11 protein-coding genes are annotated in these 14,922 nt (G+C 49.2%); 9 read left to right on the top strand and 2 right to left on the bottom strand.

The features are described 5' to 3' along the window. The first annotated feature begins 38 nt into the window (after nt 1–38). The 5 genes from DEV76_RS11975 to bla all read left to right on the top strand — a co-directional run bounded on the left by DEV76_RS11975 (nt 39) and on the right by bla (nt 8,225). Nucleotides 39–1,361, top strand: a complete 1,323-nt coding sequence (locus DEV76_RS11975; protein WP_109698133.1) for a FecR family protein — start codon at nt 39–41, stop codon at nt 1,359–1,361. 76 nt (nt 1,362–1,437) lie between these two features. Continuing rightward, nucleotides 1,438–4,605: a SusC/RagA family TonB-linked outer membrane protein gene (locus DEV76_RS11970; protein ID WP_157962850.1), complete on the top strand. Its 3,168-nt coding sequence runs from the start codon at nt 1,438–1,440 to the stop codon at nt 4,603–4,605. 35 nt (nt 4,606–4,640) lie between these two features. After that, complete coding sequence (locus DEV76_RS11965; protein ID WP_198652040.1) at nt 4,641–6,401, top strand: RagB/SusD family nutrient uptake outer membrane protein; 1,761 nt, start codon at nt 4,641–4,643, stop codon at nt 6,399–6,401. 34 nt (nt 6,402–6,435) lie between these two features. Continuing rightward, nucleotides 6,436–7,341, top strand: a complete 906-nt coding sequence (locus DEV76_RS11960) for a metallophosphoesterase (protein WP_109698131.1) — start codon at nt 6,436–6,438, stop codon at nt 7,339–7,341. A gap of 143 nt (nt 7,342–7,484) precedes the next feature. Beyond that, a complete protein-coding gene (bla, locus tag DEV76_RS11955) occupies nt 7,485–8,225 on the top strand; it encodes a subclass B1 metallo-beta-lactamase (protein ID WP_109698130.1) in 741 nt (246 codons plus the stop codon). Here bla and DEV76_RS11950 read toward each other — a convergent pair. Continuing rightward, nucleotides 8,212–8,673, bottom strand: a complete 462-nt coding sequence (locus DEV76_RS11950; protein WP_109698129.1) for a LytTR family DNA-binding domain-containing protein — start codon at nt 8,671–8,673, stop codon at nt 8,212–8,214. The genes bla and DEV76_RS11950 overlap by 14 nt on opposite strands. Before the next feature lie 468 nt (nt 8,674–9,141). Here DEV76_RS11950 and DEV76_RS11945 point away from each other — a divergent pair, with 468 nt between their 5' ends. Both DEV76_RS11945 and DEV76_RS11940 read left to right on the top strand, forming a co-directional pair. Then, nucleotides 9,142–9,717 (top strand): hypothetical protein, encoded by a 576-nt coding sequence (locus DEV76_RS11945; protein WP_109698128.1) that lies wholly within the window; start codon nt 9,142–9,144, stop codon nt 9,715–9,717. 184 nt (nt 9,718–9,901) lie between these two features. Further along, nucleotides 9,902–11,197 (top strand): hypothetical protein, encoded by a 1,296-nt coding sequence (locus DEV76_RS11940; RefSeq protein WP_109698127.1) that lies wholly within the window; start codon nt 9,902–9,904, stop codon nt 11,195–11,197. 1 nt (nt 11,198) lies between these two features. Here the strand turns inward: DEV76_RS11940 and DEV76_RS11935 are convergent, their stop codons facing one another. Further along, entirely contained in the window at nt 11,199–11,957 is a 759-nt protein-coding gene (locus tag DEV76_RS11935) for a DUF3667 domain-containing protein (protein ID WP_109698126.1), read from the bottom strand. 185 nt (nt 11,958–12,142) lie between these two features. Between DEV76_RS11935 and DEV76_RS11930 the strand changes: the two genes are divergently transcribed. Together DEV76_RS11930 and DEV76_RS11925 are read left to right on the top strand one after the other, a co-directional pair. Continuing rightward, entirely contained in the window at nt 12,143–13,201 is a 1,059-nt protein-coding gene (locus DEV76_RS11930; protein WP_109698125.1) for a YncE family protein, read from the top strand. Nucleotides 13,202–13,425: 224 nt separating this feature from the next. Continuing rightward, nucleotides 13,426–14,913 (top strand): glycosyltransferase family 39 protein, encoded by a 1,488-nt coding sequence (locus DEV76_RS11925; protein WP_109698124.1) that lies wholly within the window; start codon nt 13,426–13,428, stop codon nt 14,911–14,913. Nucleotides 14,914–14,922 lie beyond the last annotated feature (9 nt).

Raw genomic sequence — 14,922 nt, 5'->3', positions numbered from 1 at the left:
ACCCAGCGTACTTATAGGTGAAGTAGCAATACCGGGTTATGGATAAAACTGAACTGATCAAGAAATTCCTTGCAAACAAATGTACCGCTGAAGAAGCTGCGCTGGTAGAACAAATACTGGAAGAAGAGCCGCATCTGGTACAGGAGCTGCTGCACCCGGAAGAGTGGGAGAGCGCTGCCGCAGGCGATCCTGCAATACAGACAGATGATCAGTTAAAGCAGGAAATATGGCACGGCATAGCCGGACGCACCCGCAAGCCCGCTATAGTACGCTCCCTCCTGAAATGGGGCTCCGTTGCCGCGGGAATCCTGCTGATTGTTACCGCTTTATTATACCTAAGCGGCCAGCGGGGCACTCCCGGACAGGTTTGGTCAAACACCTTCTCATCTCCCGACTCCACCCGCACCATGGAAAACCTCACCGCCGAGGTCATGGAAGTGACACTGCACGACGGATCTGTCGTAACGCTATACCCGGGAGCTACCATTCAATATAACACGGATTTCAGTGAACAGCGGACCATCCACCTGCTTGCAGGCAAAGCCGGTTTTGATGTAGCCAAAGCTACACAGCCTTTCACCGTCCTCTCCGGGAATATCTCTACCACCGCACTGGGAACAAAGTTTATCGTGGATCAAACAGGCGGGAAAGTCAATGTAAGACTGTATGAAGGCAAGGTGCTGGTGAAACCTTTAAAGAACACCGCCAACCTCCCGCCAGCCATACTCTCTCCCGGTAAGCAGTGCATCATCAATGCCGGCTCCACCAACTACATTATTGCCTCCCTTAATAATGAATCGTTCAACAGCACGGGTAAAGACACCAAAGTACCTGCATCCATCAGCAGGGTTAGCACCGGCAGCGGACTGGAGTTCTACAACGTATCGCTCCCCGAAGCCTTTGAGCAGCTGGAAGCAGTGTTTCATCAGCACATAGAATATAACCCTGCCGAACTTGGCAAAATGTATTTCACCGGCAAATTCACCGGGAAAGATTCCCTTAATAACATCCTCGAAATTATCACTTCCGTAAACGGCCTGAAAGCACAGGTACAGGGCGGAAACGTGAAGATATCCAGTGCAGCCGCCAGTCCGGCCCAGGGCGAAACCGCCAAACCGGTAAAAACTACCGTCGGCAGGAAGATGCTGAGTTATGAAAACGAGCCGCTGGAAACGGTATTCATGGAAATGGAAAAAAGCTTCTCTATCAATATTCAGTATGTAGAAAACGATATTAAAGGCAAGTATTTCACAGGTACTTTCTCAACAGGCGATGCCCCCGGGAAAATACTCGCAATCATATGCAAAATGAACCAACTGAAAACAGTTGAAATACCGGCCGGTTACCAGGTTATGAAGTAGTTCCTAATTAACAATTATTTTCTAAACACATTGTATGAAAATCAGACAGAATATACGCTGCCTAAGCGGCGTGTGCATGCTACTCTTATGGCTATTCCCCATGAGTCTGATGGCTCAGAAGAATCCAACTGTTACGGGAACAGTGCTGGATGAAACATCTTCCCCTATACCTGGCGTATATGTGTACGTCCAAAGTGATGCCGATTCCACACAACATTACGCCACCGTTACCGATACCAGCGGCATCTTCACCTTTGCGAAGCTGGTGGCTAATTCACGCTACTCCTTCCGCTTCTCCCACATGGGCTATGAAACGCACCGTTTAATGAACCTGCTGCTGAAAGAAGGGAACAATAATTCCATGATGATTAAACTGGCGCCATCTTCAGACACCAAACTGAATGAAGTGGTAGTAGTAGGTTACGGCACCAGCAAGAAAGCCAACCTTACCGGCGCTGTGGAAGTAGTGGATGGGAAGAAGCTGCAGAACCGTCCGGTGAGCAACGTATCACAGGCATTGTACGGCACTGTAAGCGGTGTGAAAATCAACTACGGCAATTCCGGATTTGAACCCGGTGCCGCACCTTCCATCCAGATTCGCGGCCAGGGCGCTCCCTACGTACTCATCGATGGTACCGCGGGCGATATCAATACCCTCGATCCCAACACCATCGAAAACATTACCGTCCTGAAAGATGCCGCGGCTTCCGCCATCTATGGTGCCCGGGCACCATACGGCGTATTGCTCATCACCACCAAATCAGGCAAATCCAATCAAAAGCCACAGGTGGAGTTTTCGGCGAATGGCGGTCCTACCACTATTATCCGCAAACCCCGCATGGTGGATTCCTACACCTTCGCCAGGGCGATGAACGAGATGCACGACAACCAGGGTGTGGCACGCCTCTTTGCAGAATCCACCATCGACAGGATCATGGCTTATATCAATGATCCTACGCTGCCGGAAACCGTGCCGGATGCTACCAATCCCACTAAATGGTCGACCTACCAGCTTTCCAATGGTAACAACGACTGGATAGACATTCACTATGGCTCCGGTATGAGGACCCAGGAAAACCTCTCTGTAAGAGGTGGCTCTAAAGATATCTCTTACTATCTCTCAGCAGGCCATGCCTATGAGAAAGGCTCGCTGAAGATGGTGGATGATAAATACCGCCGTTATAACCTCACCGCCAAGCTGGATGCTAACCTCGCCAGCTGGTGGAAGATCAGCTCCAACACCCGCGTATCCAACATTGTACGCGACCGCCCCATCTATAACGGTGAAGGCGGCTATGGCATGATCATTCACCAGATATTCAGAACGCATCCGGAAGTATTCCTGAAATCGCCCAACGGTGCGTACTCTCAATTGTCACGCGTACCGCAGATGCGCGCGGGATACCAGAAGCTGACGGATAACACCCTCATGCAGCGCCTGGCCACAGAGATAAAGCCGACTAAGAACTGGACCATCAACGCGGATTATTCCATTGATTATGGCACCAACGACTACGATGGTGTGAACCTTGTAGCCTACGAAGATGAGGTGGATGGTACCATGGTGCCCATATCCCTCACCGTTCCGTCCTATATCACCAAATCCAAATCAAGCACCAATTACCAGGCGGTGAACCTGTACACTTCGTACAAGCTCCTGTTAGGCATGAAGCATAACCTGGAACTGATGGCCGGTTACCAGCAGGAATCCAGCAAATACGATTACCTGAGCGGTATGAAAAGGGGGCTGATTTCTCCGGAAGTGCCTTCCATCACCACGGCCACCGGCGATATGCAGGCAACCGATGCCTTAACCCACTGGGGCACCAAAGGCTATTTTGCAAGGCTTAACTACAACTACGACGATAAATACCTGCTGGAATCCAACGTGCGCTACGATGGTACTTCCAAGTTCGCCGATGGCAAGAGATGGGGCTTCTTCCCATCCGTTTCCGCCGGCTGGAACGTATCCCGCGAAAACTTCTGGCAGGAAATGCGCCCTTATGTATCCAACCTGAAGCTGAGGGCTTCCTGGGGTATGCTGGGCAACCAGGGCGTTGCCGCCTACCAGGACCTGGCATTGCTGGGGGTACAGACCAACCTCAACTGGATGATCAATGGCGGCCGTCCGGCTTATACCACATCTCCCAACCTCGTGAACCCATACCTTACCTGGGAATCCTCTAAAACCTCCAACGTGGGGGTAGAACTGGGCTTTCTACAGAACAGGCTGCAGGTGGCATTCGATTACTACCAGCGCCTCACGTTCGACCGCCTGGGCCCCGCAAAAGCACTCCCCGCAGTATTGGGAGCAGCTGTGCCAAGAGAGAACAATTCAGAGCTTAAAACGAAAGGATGGGACCTTACGCTCACATGGAGAGGCAAGGTGGGCGATGAGTTCTCGTATTCCATTTCCGGCAACGTGTTTGATTACCTGAACATCGTAAGCAAGTATCCCAATCCTACCGGCATCCTCACTACCGAATACACCGGCAAAAGGGCAGGGGAGATCTGGGGATATGAAACCGTTGGGCTTATTAAAGATCAGAAACGTGCCGATGAGATCAATGCATCAAACTATCAGAAATTCATCAATGGCCAGACATGGCGCACCGGCGACGTGGAATACCGCGATCTCAATGGCGATGGCGTCATTAACAGTGGCAAGAATACCGTGAATGATCATGGCGACCTGAAAGTGATTGGCAACAACACATCCCGCTACCAGTTTGGCCTGAACCTTACCGCCGATTATAAAAACTTTGATGTGTCCGTGTTTATTCAGGGTACCGGCAAACGCGATCTGTGGCTAAGCGGCAACATCTACTGGGGCTTCAACAGGTGGAACCAGTCTTCGCTGTTCCCGCATCATATGGACTACTACCGCGACGAAGATGCGACCACCTATTCCGGCTTAGGCAAAAACACCGAAGCCTTCTTCCCACGCCCGTATAGCGATGGTACGCAGTATCTCAAAAACCAGCAGACACAAACCCGTTACTTACAGAATGGCGCTTTTGCACGGTTAAAGAACGTACAGGTGGGTTATACGATACCCGCTGCCGTGTTAAGACAGATCAGGCTGCAAAGGGCCCGCCTTTACTTCTCCGGTGAAAACATCTATACCATGTCTAAACTGCCGGTAGGCTTCGATCCTGAAACTGCCTCCGCAGGGGAGTTTGGAGACGGTAAAAGCATGTTCGCGCAGGCGATATGGGCTTTTGGCTTAAATGTTTCATTTTAAACACACGGCAAACGCCAGATATTAAAACGTAAGCAATGAAAAAACATCTCATACATATATTCTCCGCCGCCCTGTTAATGATGAGCGCTTCCTGCAGTAAAGACCTGCTGGATAAACCGCCGCTCACGGACATAGAAAACGACGCATACTGGAAAACTGCGAAAGACCTCGAAAACTACACCCTTCAGTTCTATGCCAAATTACCCGCATTCAACACGCTGGGTAACTACCTCGGCCATATTGGCTGGGATGGCCTCAGAGGCTCTGATGTACAGATATCTGCCTCACCCAGCACCCTGTGGAATGGCACCAACCAGCCGGTAACATCCGGCGGTAACTGGACCTGGACGGACATCAGAAGCGTGAACGTATTCTTCAAGAACTACCAGCGCTGTAAAGAACCCTTCGAAAAATATAAACACTATGTAGGAGAAGCGCATTTCTTCAAAGCATGGTTCTATTTCGAAAAGGTAAAGGCATATGGCGATGTGCCCTGGTACACTCACCCGCTGGAAATGGATTCTGAAGATCTGTATAAAGCCAGAGACTCAAGGGTGCTGGTAACCGATTCCATCCTATGGCATCTGGATAAGGCTATCGAGTATCTTGGTACCATTAAATCAATTACCGGTGGCAACAACAGGATCTCCAAAGAAGCGGCTCTTTTGTTCAAGTCGAGGGTAGCCCTCTATGAAGGTAGCTGGCAGAAGTACCACGCCGGCACAGCGTTTGGCACGCCGGGCGCTACACCGGCCAAATACTTCCGTGCTGCAGTAGATGCTGCGGAGGAGCTGATGAAGCCGGTATATGGACTGTCTCTATACTCCAATGGCCAGCCGGAAAGCGATTACTGCAAACTGTTTTCGCTGACCAGTCAATCTGCCAGCAAAGAAGTACTGCTCTGGAAAGCCTTTTCCGCTAACCTGCAGATGTCGCACTCTTTCCAGATCTATGTATCCGACCGAACCGCAGGCATCAGCATGACCATGCAGCAGGTATATAACTACTTAGGCAAAGACGGTAACCCCTATAACTATCACACCCTTGCCCAAACCGTAAAAGGAAACGACTTCCTCAGCAGGATAGGAGCCGACTGCGATCCCCGACTGGCCCAAACCATCTGGGTACCCGGCGCTACTATGTGGGATAACAGTTTTGGTAAAGGAACCTTTACCCGTCCGTTCCTCGATAAATCCGGTGAAACGCTCAACAATACCGGCTTCCAGATCAGGAAAGGAAACGATCCTAAAGACCCGCAGGCCGGCAGCGGCGTATCCTGGAATACCAGCTGCGAAACAGGCTCCATCATATTCCGTTATGCGGAAGCCCTGCTCAATTACGCAGAAGCCAAAGCTGAACTGGGCGAAGCCGTGGACTACGCCAAATCCATCAACCTGCTAAGGCTGAGGGCGGGCATGCCGGCTTTCAAAGCACAACAAGACCCTAACAGCCAGCGCTTCGCGGATTACGGCTACGCCATCTCCGACGAGCTGTTCGAAATACGCCGGGAGCGCACCGTGGAACTGGGTTCTGAAGGCTTCCGGTTCGATGACATGCGGCGCTGGGCTGCGCATAAACTGGTAAAGGGTAAACGTCCGCTGGGGTATCCATTGAAAGCTGCGGATTGGGGAGGCATCACCATCAAATACCAAACCGATGCCGAAGGCTTCATTGATCCTTTTGTGAAGCAAATGCCGAATGGTTATGGCTTTAATCCGAAGCGCGACTACCTGGAGTGCATCCCCCTGAACGAAATCACCCTCAATCCTAATCTGGCACCCAATCCGGGATGGTAATACATCCCGGTAAATTGGCACTTATATTTAAGTCATGAAAAGAATCTCTTCTTACTGCATTTTCCTGATGGCCCTGCTGGCCGCCAACCTCTGCTACGGCCAATCCGCAAAGCAGGTGATACGCTTTGGACTGATCAGTGATATCCAGTACTGCGATTGCGAACCCAGAGGGTCGCGGTTCTACCGTAATTCCATCGCCAAGCTCGACAGCTGCGTGGATGCTATCAACCAGCAAAAGGTGCAGTTCACGCTAAACCTCGGCGATATCATTGACCGGAATCCCAAAGACCTCGACACCGTACTCAAATCGCTTAGCAGGCTCGATAAAAAGGTCTACAATACCCCCGGTAACCACGATTACGCCGGGGTAAAGGATAACAAACAACTGCATGATAAGCTGGGCATGCCCGAAGAGTACTACTCTTTCAAAAAGGGCAACTGGCGGTTCATTATGCTGAACACGAATGAAGTGGCCAGCTACGCCAATGTAGCCGGTACCTGGAAGGAAGGGGCACTGAAGCAGATGTATGCCGATTACAAAGCCGCTACCGGCCACGAGGCGGCAGACTATAACGGGGGTATCAGCAGCACACAGCTGGCATGGCTGGAAGATCAGCTGAAGGCTTCCCAGAAGAAAGGGGAGTCTGTCCTGATCTTTTCACACCACCCCATGAGCTGCGCCAAAGGGCTGACGGCCTTAAACGACCGGGAAATCCTCGGTATGGTAGCGGGTTACAAATGCGTGAAAGCCCTGATTGCCGGGCACCACCATTCCGGCGCGTTCTGCTATGAGGGTACGCTGCCGGTGGTAGTGGTTGAAGGCATGGTGGAAACCGCCGGACAGAACGCCTACGGCATCGTAGAGCTATATCCCAATAAGCTGGTGCTGAAAGGCCATGGCAGGATGCTTTCCAGGACGCTGGATTTCGATAAACCATAAACACAACAAACACTGATTGATAAATTGATGTAAACAAAAAAAGGTACGGCTTTCCGTACCTTTTTCTATTTGTGGGCTTCCCGGAAACTCCTTAATTTTAACCCCTAAGCCACCCAATAACCCATCCGGACAAAACGATAGCCATGCTTAAAACACTGTTCATCTTCCTTTTCTCCTTTACGATACTGAGCGCTTCCGCACAGGATTTCAAACCCAAAGTAGTGTACCAGTCAGACGATCTGATTGTAACACAGATATCCGCAAACTCTTACCAGCACACTTCCTTCTTACAAACACAGGACTTCGGCAATGTTCCCTGCAACGGGCTGATCGTTAGCAACAGTAAAGAAGCCATTATATTTGACACGCCTACCAGAGATAAGTCTGCAGACGAGCTGATCAAATGGATAAAGGGTACGCTTCACTGCAGCATCAAAGCTATTATTCCTACGCATTTCCATGACGACTGTCTGGGTGGACTGAAAGCATTTCATGACCATAAGATCCCTTCTTACGCAAATGTCAAAACCATAACACTGGCGAAAGAAAATAAGTATGCCGTTCCTGAAAATGGTTTCAAAGATTCGCTGATACTCAAAGTGGGCAGTAAGAACATCATAGCCAGGTACTTCGGGGAAGGCCATACCCGGGATAATGTGGTGGGGTATTTCCCGAGCGAGCATATCATGTTCGGCGGTTGCCTCATAAAGGAGCTGGAGGCCACCAAAGGCTATCTGGGCGATGCCAATGTGGAAGCGTGGTCTGCTACCGTTGAGAAGGTGAAAAAGGCTTATCCCGATGTAAAAATAGTGATCCCGGGGCATGGGGAACCTGGTGGTAGTCAGTTACTGGATTATACGATTAAGCTGTTTAAGGCTCAGTAGCCGTATCAGGCTGAGGCTGCGAAGCCTTGGTATACCCTTTATTAAGTACGGTAAGTTTGCTCACCAGATCTGCATAATATTGCTTTGAAACAGGTATTGTAATCGAACCTATATTTTCTATTTCCTTCTTATCTTCCTGCAATTGAAACGCATCTACTTTTGCGGCGCCCTTATCTGTTTCCTTGAAATCCGGTACAGATACTTTAACCTCGTCCTTTTCCACTTCCCTTAAATGCAGTAGTGATACTGCGAAAGACTTGTGCGTTCTGGCAAACATGCCCTCTGGTAACTGGCTTAACACACCATCAAGGGTAGCGCGTACAGTATGGATATAATCCCGGGCAACAAACCTGACATAATTACGCCAGATAACAATGATCAGTATTTCCGACATATTTAATCTTACGTATTTGCCTTCATCCCAGACAAAAAAAGATTGGTTGATCATAAGCGATATAAATGGGTGTTAAACATTGAACATTAAGGGGTTATATTCAAATATAAGGAAAATACCAATTCAAATTTACTACTGACATCCTACTGCCATCCTTCATCCATCCTTCATCCATGTTCAGCCACAGCAAGGGTTGGATGAAGGTTGGATGAAGGATCGATGAAGGATGGATGAAGGATAGATGATGAAGGCAGGAAAAATGGATAAAAAGGAAGAATATGGGCAAAAAAGCAGGATAGAATTCATCTTGTCACAAGTTTTATCGAGTTAGAGCACAAGGTTTATCGAGTTCCGTCACAAACTTTTTTAAGGGATTATCTATCCGGATACTTTTGTATTGTCGATCGCTACAAAGGGAGCATCACTCAGGCATACGGGGAGGAGTGACCCCGGAAACCTTCTCCTGATGTGGCACCGGCATAAAACAAACTTTTTTTTAACACAACTTAAAAACAATCTAAAATGGCAAATATTAACGAAAACCTCCTCGTAAGGGGAGCAAGAGGAAACGTAGGTAAACAGTTTATCTATCGTAAACATGGCAATAGCACCATTATCGCCAGAATGCCGAGCGTAAATCCGAACGCAGAAGGTTCGGAAGCTCAGTTGGTAAGGCGAGAATACTTCGAATCTGCAGCCATATACGCCAGCGGGGCAATTAAAAATGCTGAACTGAAAAAAGAGTATCAGAAGAAAGCTCCTCCTGGAAAGAATGCCTACAACATGGCTTTACGCGATTACCTGAAAGCGCCTGTAGTTAAAAAGGTGAATACCTCCAGCTACAATGGCACTCCCGGTTCTGCCATCGTTGTATATGCAAAAGACGATTTCAGGGTAGTAGCCGTGAAGGTAAGCATCTACGTGACCTCCACGAACCAGCTGCTGGAAGAAGGGAATGCCATTCTGGATCCCATTCACCTGGCACAGTGGATCTATACCGCAACACAGGCCCACGCAGCCCTGGAAGACTTAACAATCATAGCTACGGCTACTGATCTTCCCGGGAACACTGGTGCGCTTACGGTTTCAGTGGTGTAATTACAAAACGAAATGCCGTCCCGGCGTTGCTGCCGGGGCGGCTTCGTTTATACGTATGAGTTGATCCGGATTATCCGGAAGAATGCTGCATTACTTCCTGCTAACACGTAATTCCCAAACTCAGTATAACACGTAGTTCTGCAAGCAACCATGATAGTAGCTTTGCCCTACTTTGAGCTACATTATGAAAAATATCACAGCAGTACGTTCGTTGCCTTTCTGGCTGATAATAATGAGTTTGTTTGCCTGTAAAAAGACGGAAAGCCTGCCTGCAGAACCGCCCGGCGTGCAGGTGGTAGCAAGGCCCATAGGTGAAGCTGCCGGCGAACTCCTTACCCAAACGGTAGGCGTGGAAGGCGGAGTGCTCAGCAGTGCGGACGGGAATATAGAAATCGTAATTCCGGCAGGCGCCCTGGATTCCGATACCGAAATAGGCATTCAACCCCTGCACAATACCGCCATCAGTGGTATTGGGAACAGTTACCGGCTTACGCCTCATGGCAAATCCTTTAAGAAGCCGGTTACCGTGCGCTTTAACTACGCAAAATACCTGTCCCGCCTGAGTAACAGCGACGGAATTGAAATAGCCACCCAAAACGAAAAAGGACAATGGATCTGCCCCGGTGGCACCCTGAATGATAAAAACGGGAAAGTGATATCCGTACAGACCAATCATTTCAGCGACTGGGCTTTTATTGCCTCCATGGAGTTATCCCCGGTAGTTAAAACCATCGGACTGGGAGAAACCGTTACCCTGCGCGGTCTTCGTTATATACACCCCACTCAGGGAGACGACTGGGTTGTTCCGCTCACAGCCCCCAATGCCGGAACCGGTGAACCCTTACTCATAGAGTCCAAATACATGGTAAAATGGACCTTACAGGGCCCCGGGAAACTGGAAGGAAAGGGCGCCGAAGCCCGTTATGTGGCGCCGGATAAGGTTTCCGGGAATACTACCACTGCAACTGTTACACTGGAACTGAATGTAAAAGGCAAACAGGTGCTGCTAATCAGTACCATTTACCTGATCACAGACGGGATCAACATCAGCATCAACAATCAACCCTGGCACACCTATGCCGGCATGGCTACATTCGTACCTGAAACAGGGAAGTTTACCATTGGCAGCTTACGGATAACGGAAGACATTCCACAGATCGTATTCCTGATACCCAGGAAGCCGGGGCAAAAGACTGACGGAATTTATGCCTGGTCGATGCCGGGAGAGGAGGAAACAAGCGTGTCCTTCGAATACGCCGAGCCCGGTCTTCAGAAAATGTATGTTTCCGTGTATGATGATGGAAATGAAACCCGCGACAGCGGAGGGTTTATCTCAGTAGAGGAAATTGAAGAAAACGGAAAGAAATACCTAACGGGCGTATTCGCCATAGATCAGGCAGGTATCATCAAAACCGCTACCGGAGAGCAGGTGGGCGTTACCGGCATCAAAGGAACCTTAAAAGTACAACGCAACTGGTAGCTTACCATGGCTTCATGGTACCGGTTAACTGAAACCCGAAGAAGTACAGGAAAAAGAGAAAGGTGTTCATGATTACTAAGCGCGGCACCAGCCATTTCATGCTGTAGGAATCCCGCATGAGATAGCCAAACACCGACCCGTAGATGAACAGGAAAGCCGTCATGAATATGGGAATAAATATGCCGTAGCCTATTTCGCCAAAACTATGGGTGAACAACATAATGATCCATCCTGCCAGGTATACCAATACCTGCATGATATTGAGTTGTGCGGCTATATAGGTATTGATCAGGAAATGCTCCCAGAAATTGTACTTCCCGCGGCGCATAAACAGGTAAGTGATCACGCTGGCAAAGGGGATCATCAGGAATATGAAAACACTGAAGTAGTGGTTAAAAAAGCCTTCTTTCTCATGCGGAACAAAACCGGGATTGTACTTTAAATAGGTGCTGGAAATACCGGCAGCAATCAGTTTCACCAGTAACGTGCAGATGGTGGACATGATGATCACATACCCAAACGGCCGGAAATACTTCACCCGCTTACCATCGAGGTAATCCTTAATCATGCTTCCCGGCCGGGTAAACAGGGAGATGAACGTATAAAAGAAGCCCTTATCCACGTGGAAGATGGAATGCGGGATATCGTGCAGGAAATAATGCGCATTTATCCTGCCTTCATGGAATGACTGACCACATTGGGAACAAAAATTACCTGCCGCGGCTTTCCCGCAATTCTTACATACGTGGGATGAGTTCATAGTGTCTTAAAGATAATCTATATACAACTGATTAAAACTGATAGCTTCTCCAGCCATTCGCAACGAATATAGTATAAAATAACCCCATTCGTATCAGGCCTTGCTCAGCAGTACGATATTGATTAGCTGCAGGGTGCTAAAAAAGTTGATTGTGTATTACCTTTGCGGCTGAATAATTAAGTGATATGAGTCAATTTCCGCATATAAGCCTGCCTTTAAACAGCAAACTCACCTTTACAGCCAACCCGGTAAATGTAGTTCCGTTGCCGGAAGGAGAGATACTGATGAATTTTGCCAGTCAGCCCCTTATTACTAAGCTGAGTGCCGGACTGGAGATTGTTTGGGAGAAGATCATTAAAGGGCAGCATACCAATTATGTAAGCAGCAAGCTGTCGGCCTCATCCGACGGCCGCCTGATGGCCATAGCGGGTATGAACGATGTGCGGATACTGGATGCAGAAGGGAATGCGGTATTACATACGGTGAACCACGGCTCCTGGGGCTGGTTCCTTGGGGCGGCCTGTTTCTTTGCAAGAGATAATAAAACGATCTGGTATGTATTGCCGGGAGATAACAACGAAACGGACGAGCTCCAGGTAATGGATGCCGCTACTTTTGAAGTAATTGCTACCTACCCGCTGCTGGAAAGCCATCAGTACACCTATGCCTTCCACGCCACGCCCGACAATAACACCATCTTCCTCGAAGCCGCCGCCGGCCAGGACAGATCCTTCCTCATGCAGGTACAGCTCCACGACGGCACTATCTCCCTCACCGGGCTACCGCAATGTACAGATATGATCATGGGCAATTTTGCCCCATCGGGTAAGGAGTTTGTGATGGCGCCGCATTATGATGGTCCGCTGGTTATTTATTCCTTCCCGGAGATCGCCCGGGTAGCGGAGCAGGATCAGGATGCGATATTCGATGGCAGTAAGGATTTTCCGGCCGCAGAGCCCGATAATATCAACTACAGCGTATTCTTTGTGGATGACAATAGCATCCTCATCGTTTCCCAGTTCGGAAGACTGCTACTCCTGGATAGAAAGGACCTGCGCTGCAGGGCAGAGGTAATGCCTGAGGGGATTGTATTTACGGCTTATAACCTCGATGGTAATGCAACCACTAACCCGGATTACATCTATGATTACAGCAGTAACATTATCAATGTAATGATCGTACATAACCAGCTGCTGCTGACCACCGGGGAAGGGGAGCTGCGGAGTTACGGGTTGCCGGTGTGATAACGCTTTGATAGTGTGCCTGCTCCAATCCTGAAAGCAAAATCTTTCTTCACAATTGCATTGCCCTCATTTTTTTTTATTATTTTAGTTAAGTATGATAAGTGTGTTTACCCTGATGTAAGGTGGATAACCACCGGTCTACCCGAACCGGTAAAATAGTAGCGATTGATTTTCCTGAACCCGATAAAACTGCCGGCCCTGCAAGGAGCCGGCTACACTATGCTATGAAAACTGAAAAGACGGCTTTGCTTCGTTCCCCCGTACCCATTATCGACTATGCGGTTTGCCTCGCGCTCATTGTTGCTTTTATTTCCAGCATGCTGCTGCACCAACCCGGTCATAACTGGGGCGATGATTTCGCGCTGTACATTCACCAGGCCCAGGCCCTGCTGTCTGGAGAAGTACCTCAGTTGGTATCAGAAAACACTTTCATGGTCAGGCAATCTGATATGCAATTTGGCCCGGAAGCATACCCATGGGGCTTCCCCATAATGCTGGCACCGGTAATCAGTATTGCCGGGCCGGATTTTGCCGTTTTGAAGATGTTGGAAAGCCTGTTCTTCGTATTAGCAATGGGATGCTATTATCTGCTGGCCCGGCGTTTTATCCCGAAAAGCTGGGCATTTGCCGGGATGCTGTTGCTGGCCTTCAACAACCTCTATCTCCATCACACCAGCAACGTACTGACCGAATTCCCTTTCCTGTTGCTGATGCTACTTTCTCTGCTGTGTGCCGAACGATTCTTCAGGCGGCAGCACTGGCGGTATGCAATAATCCTTGGAGGGTTATCCTGGTTTACGTTTCTCATCCGGACAGAAGGTATTGTTCTGCTGCCTGCCTATTGTTATGCGGTATGGTCCGCAAGACAGGACTTTTCGGATGGCGGATGGCGGTGGCAAAAGATTATGCTGGTCTCCATTCCGCCCGCAACGTGGTTTTTACTGGATACCCTTGCAGGGGCGCTATTGCCGCGGGGATTTGCATCCCATATGGAAATAACCGGCATAGGCAGCCTCGATACCCTGCGGGAAAACTGGCAGTATTACCCGGCAAAACTCACCTGGATGCTGACGGGATTCAAACAATACATTCTTTTCTTCACCTTGTTCTTCGTGTGTATGTTGACGGGGCTGTACCGCTTGCGCACATCGGCAGCTATGCCTGCGGCGGTAATGGTGCAACTGGGCGTGATCCTGCTGGCATGGCCGTTCCGAGAACACCGCTACCTGTTCGCTTTTCTTCCGTTTGCCCTGCTTTTCGCTACCGCAGGATTGCAGCTTGCGGCTACCCGCTTAAAATGGCTGGGAGCGGTGGTGCTCATTCCGGCAATCTTCGTATTGATCCTTCACCTGCATTCCGACTTTATACATATACGCAGAAACCTTGCCTCACCGGCTGTTATGGCCGGGCCTATGGAAAAAGACAGCCGCGATATGTTCCGGTTTATAAAGGAAAAAACGGATAAGAAGGATGTAATCGCATTCTTCCGCCCACGAGCCATGCATTTGTATGCGGAAAGGCGCTCGCTGGTCGTAATCAACAATCCATTGGCCCTCGTTCGCTCCGCGCAATATTATGTATTTCGAACAGGCGGTAACAATTTTTATCAGCAAGACACTGCCTTTCTACGTTACCGGCCTTTCAATTCCCTGCAAACCGTTTACCGCAACCCATCTTTCATCGTATACAAAATCCCGCCACATGTTCAATAACCCAATCCC

The sequence above is a fragment of the Chitinophaga deserti genome, assembly GCF_003149455.1.
GTDB lineage: Bacteria > Bacteroidota > Bacteroidia > Chitinophagales > Chitinophagaceae > Chitinophaga > Chitinophaga deserti.
The sequence above is the reverse complement of the archived record's forward strand: the minus strand, read 5'-3'. Positions and strand labels throughout refer to the sequence as shown.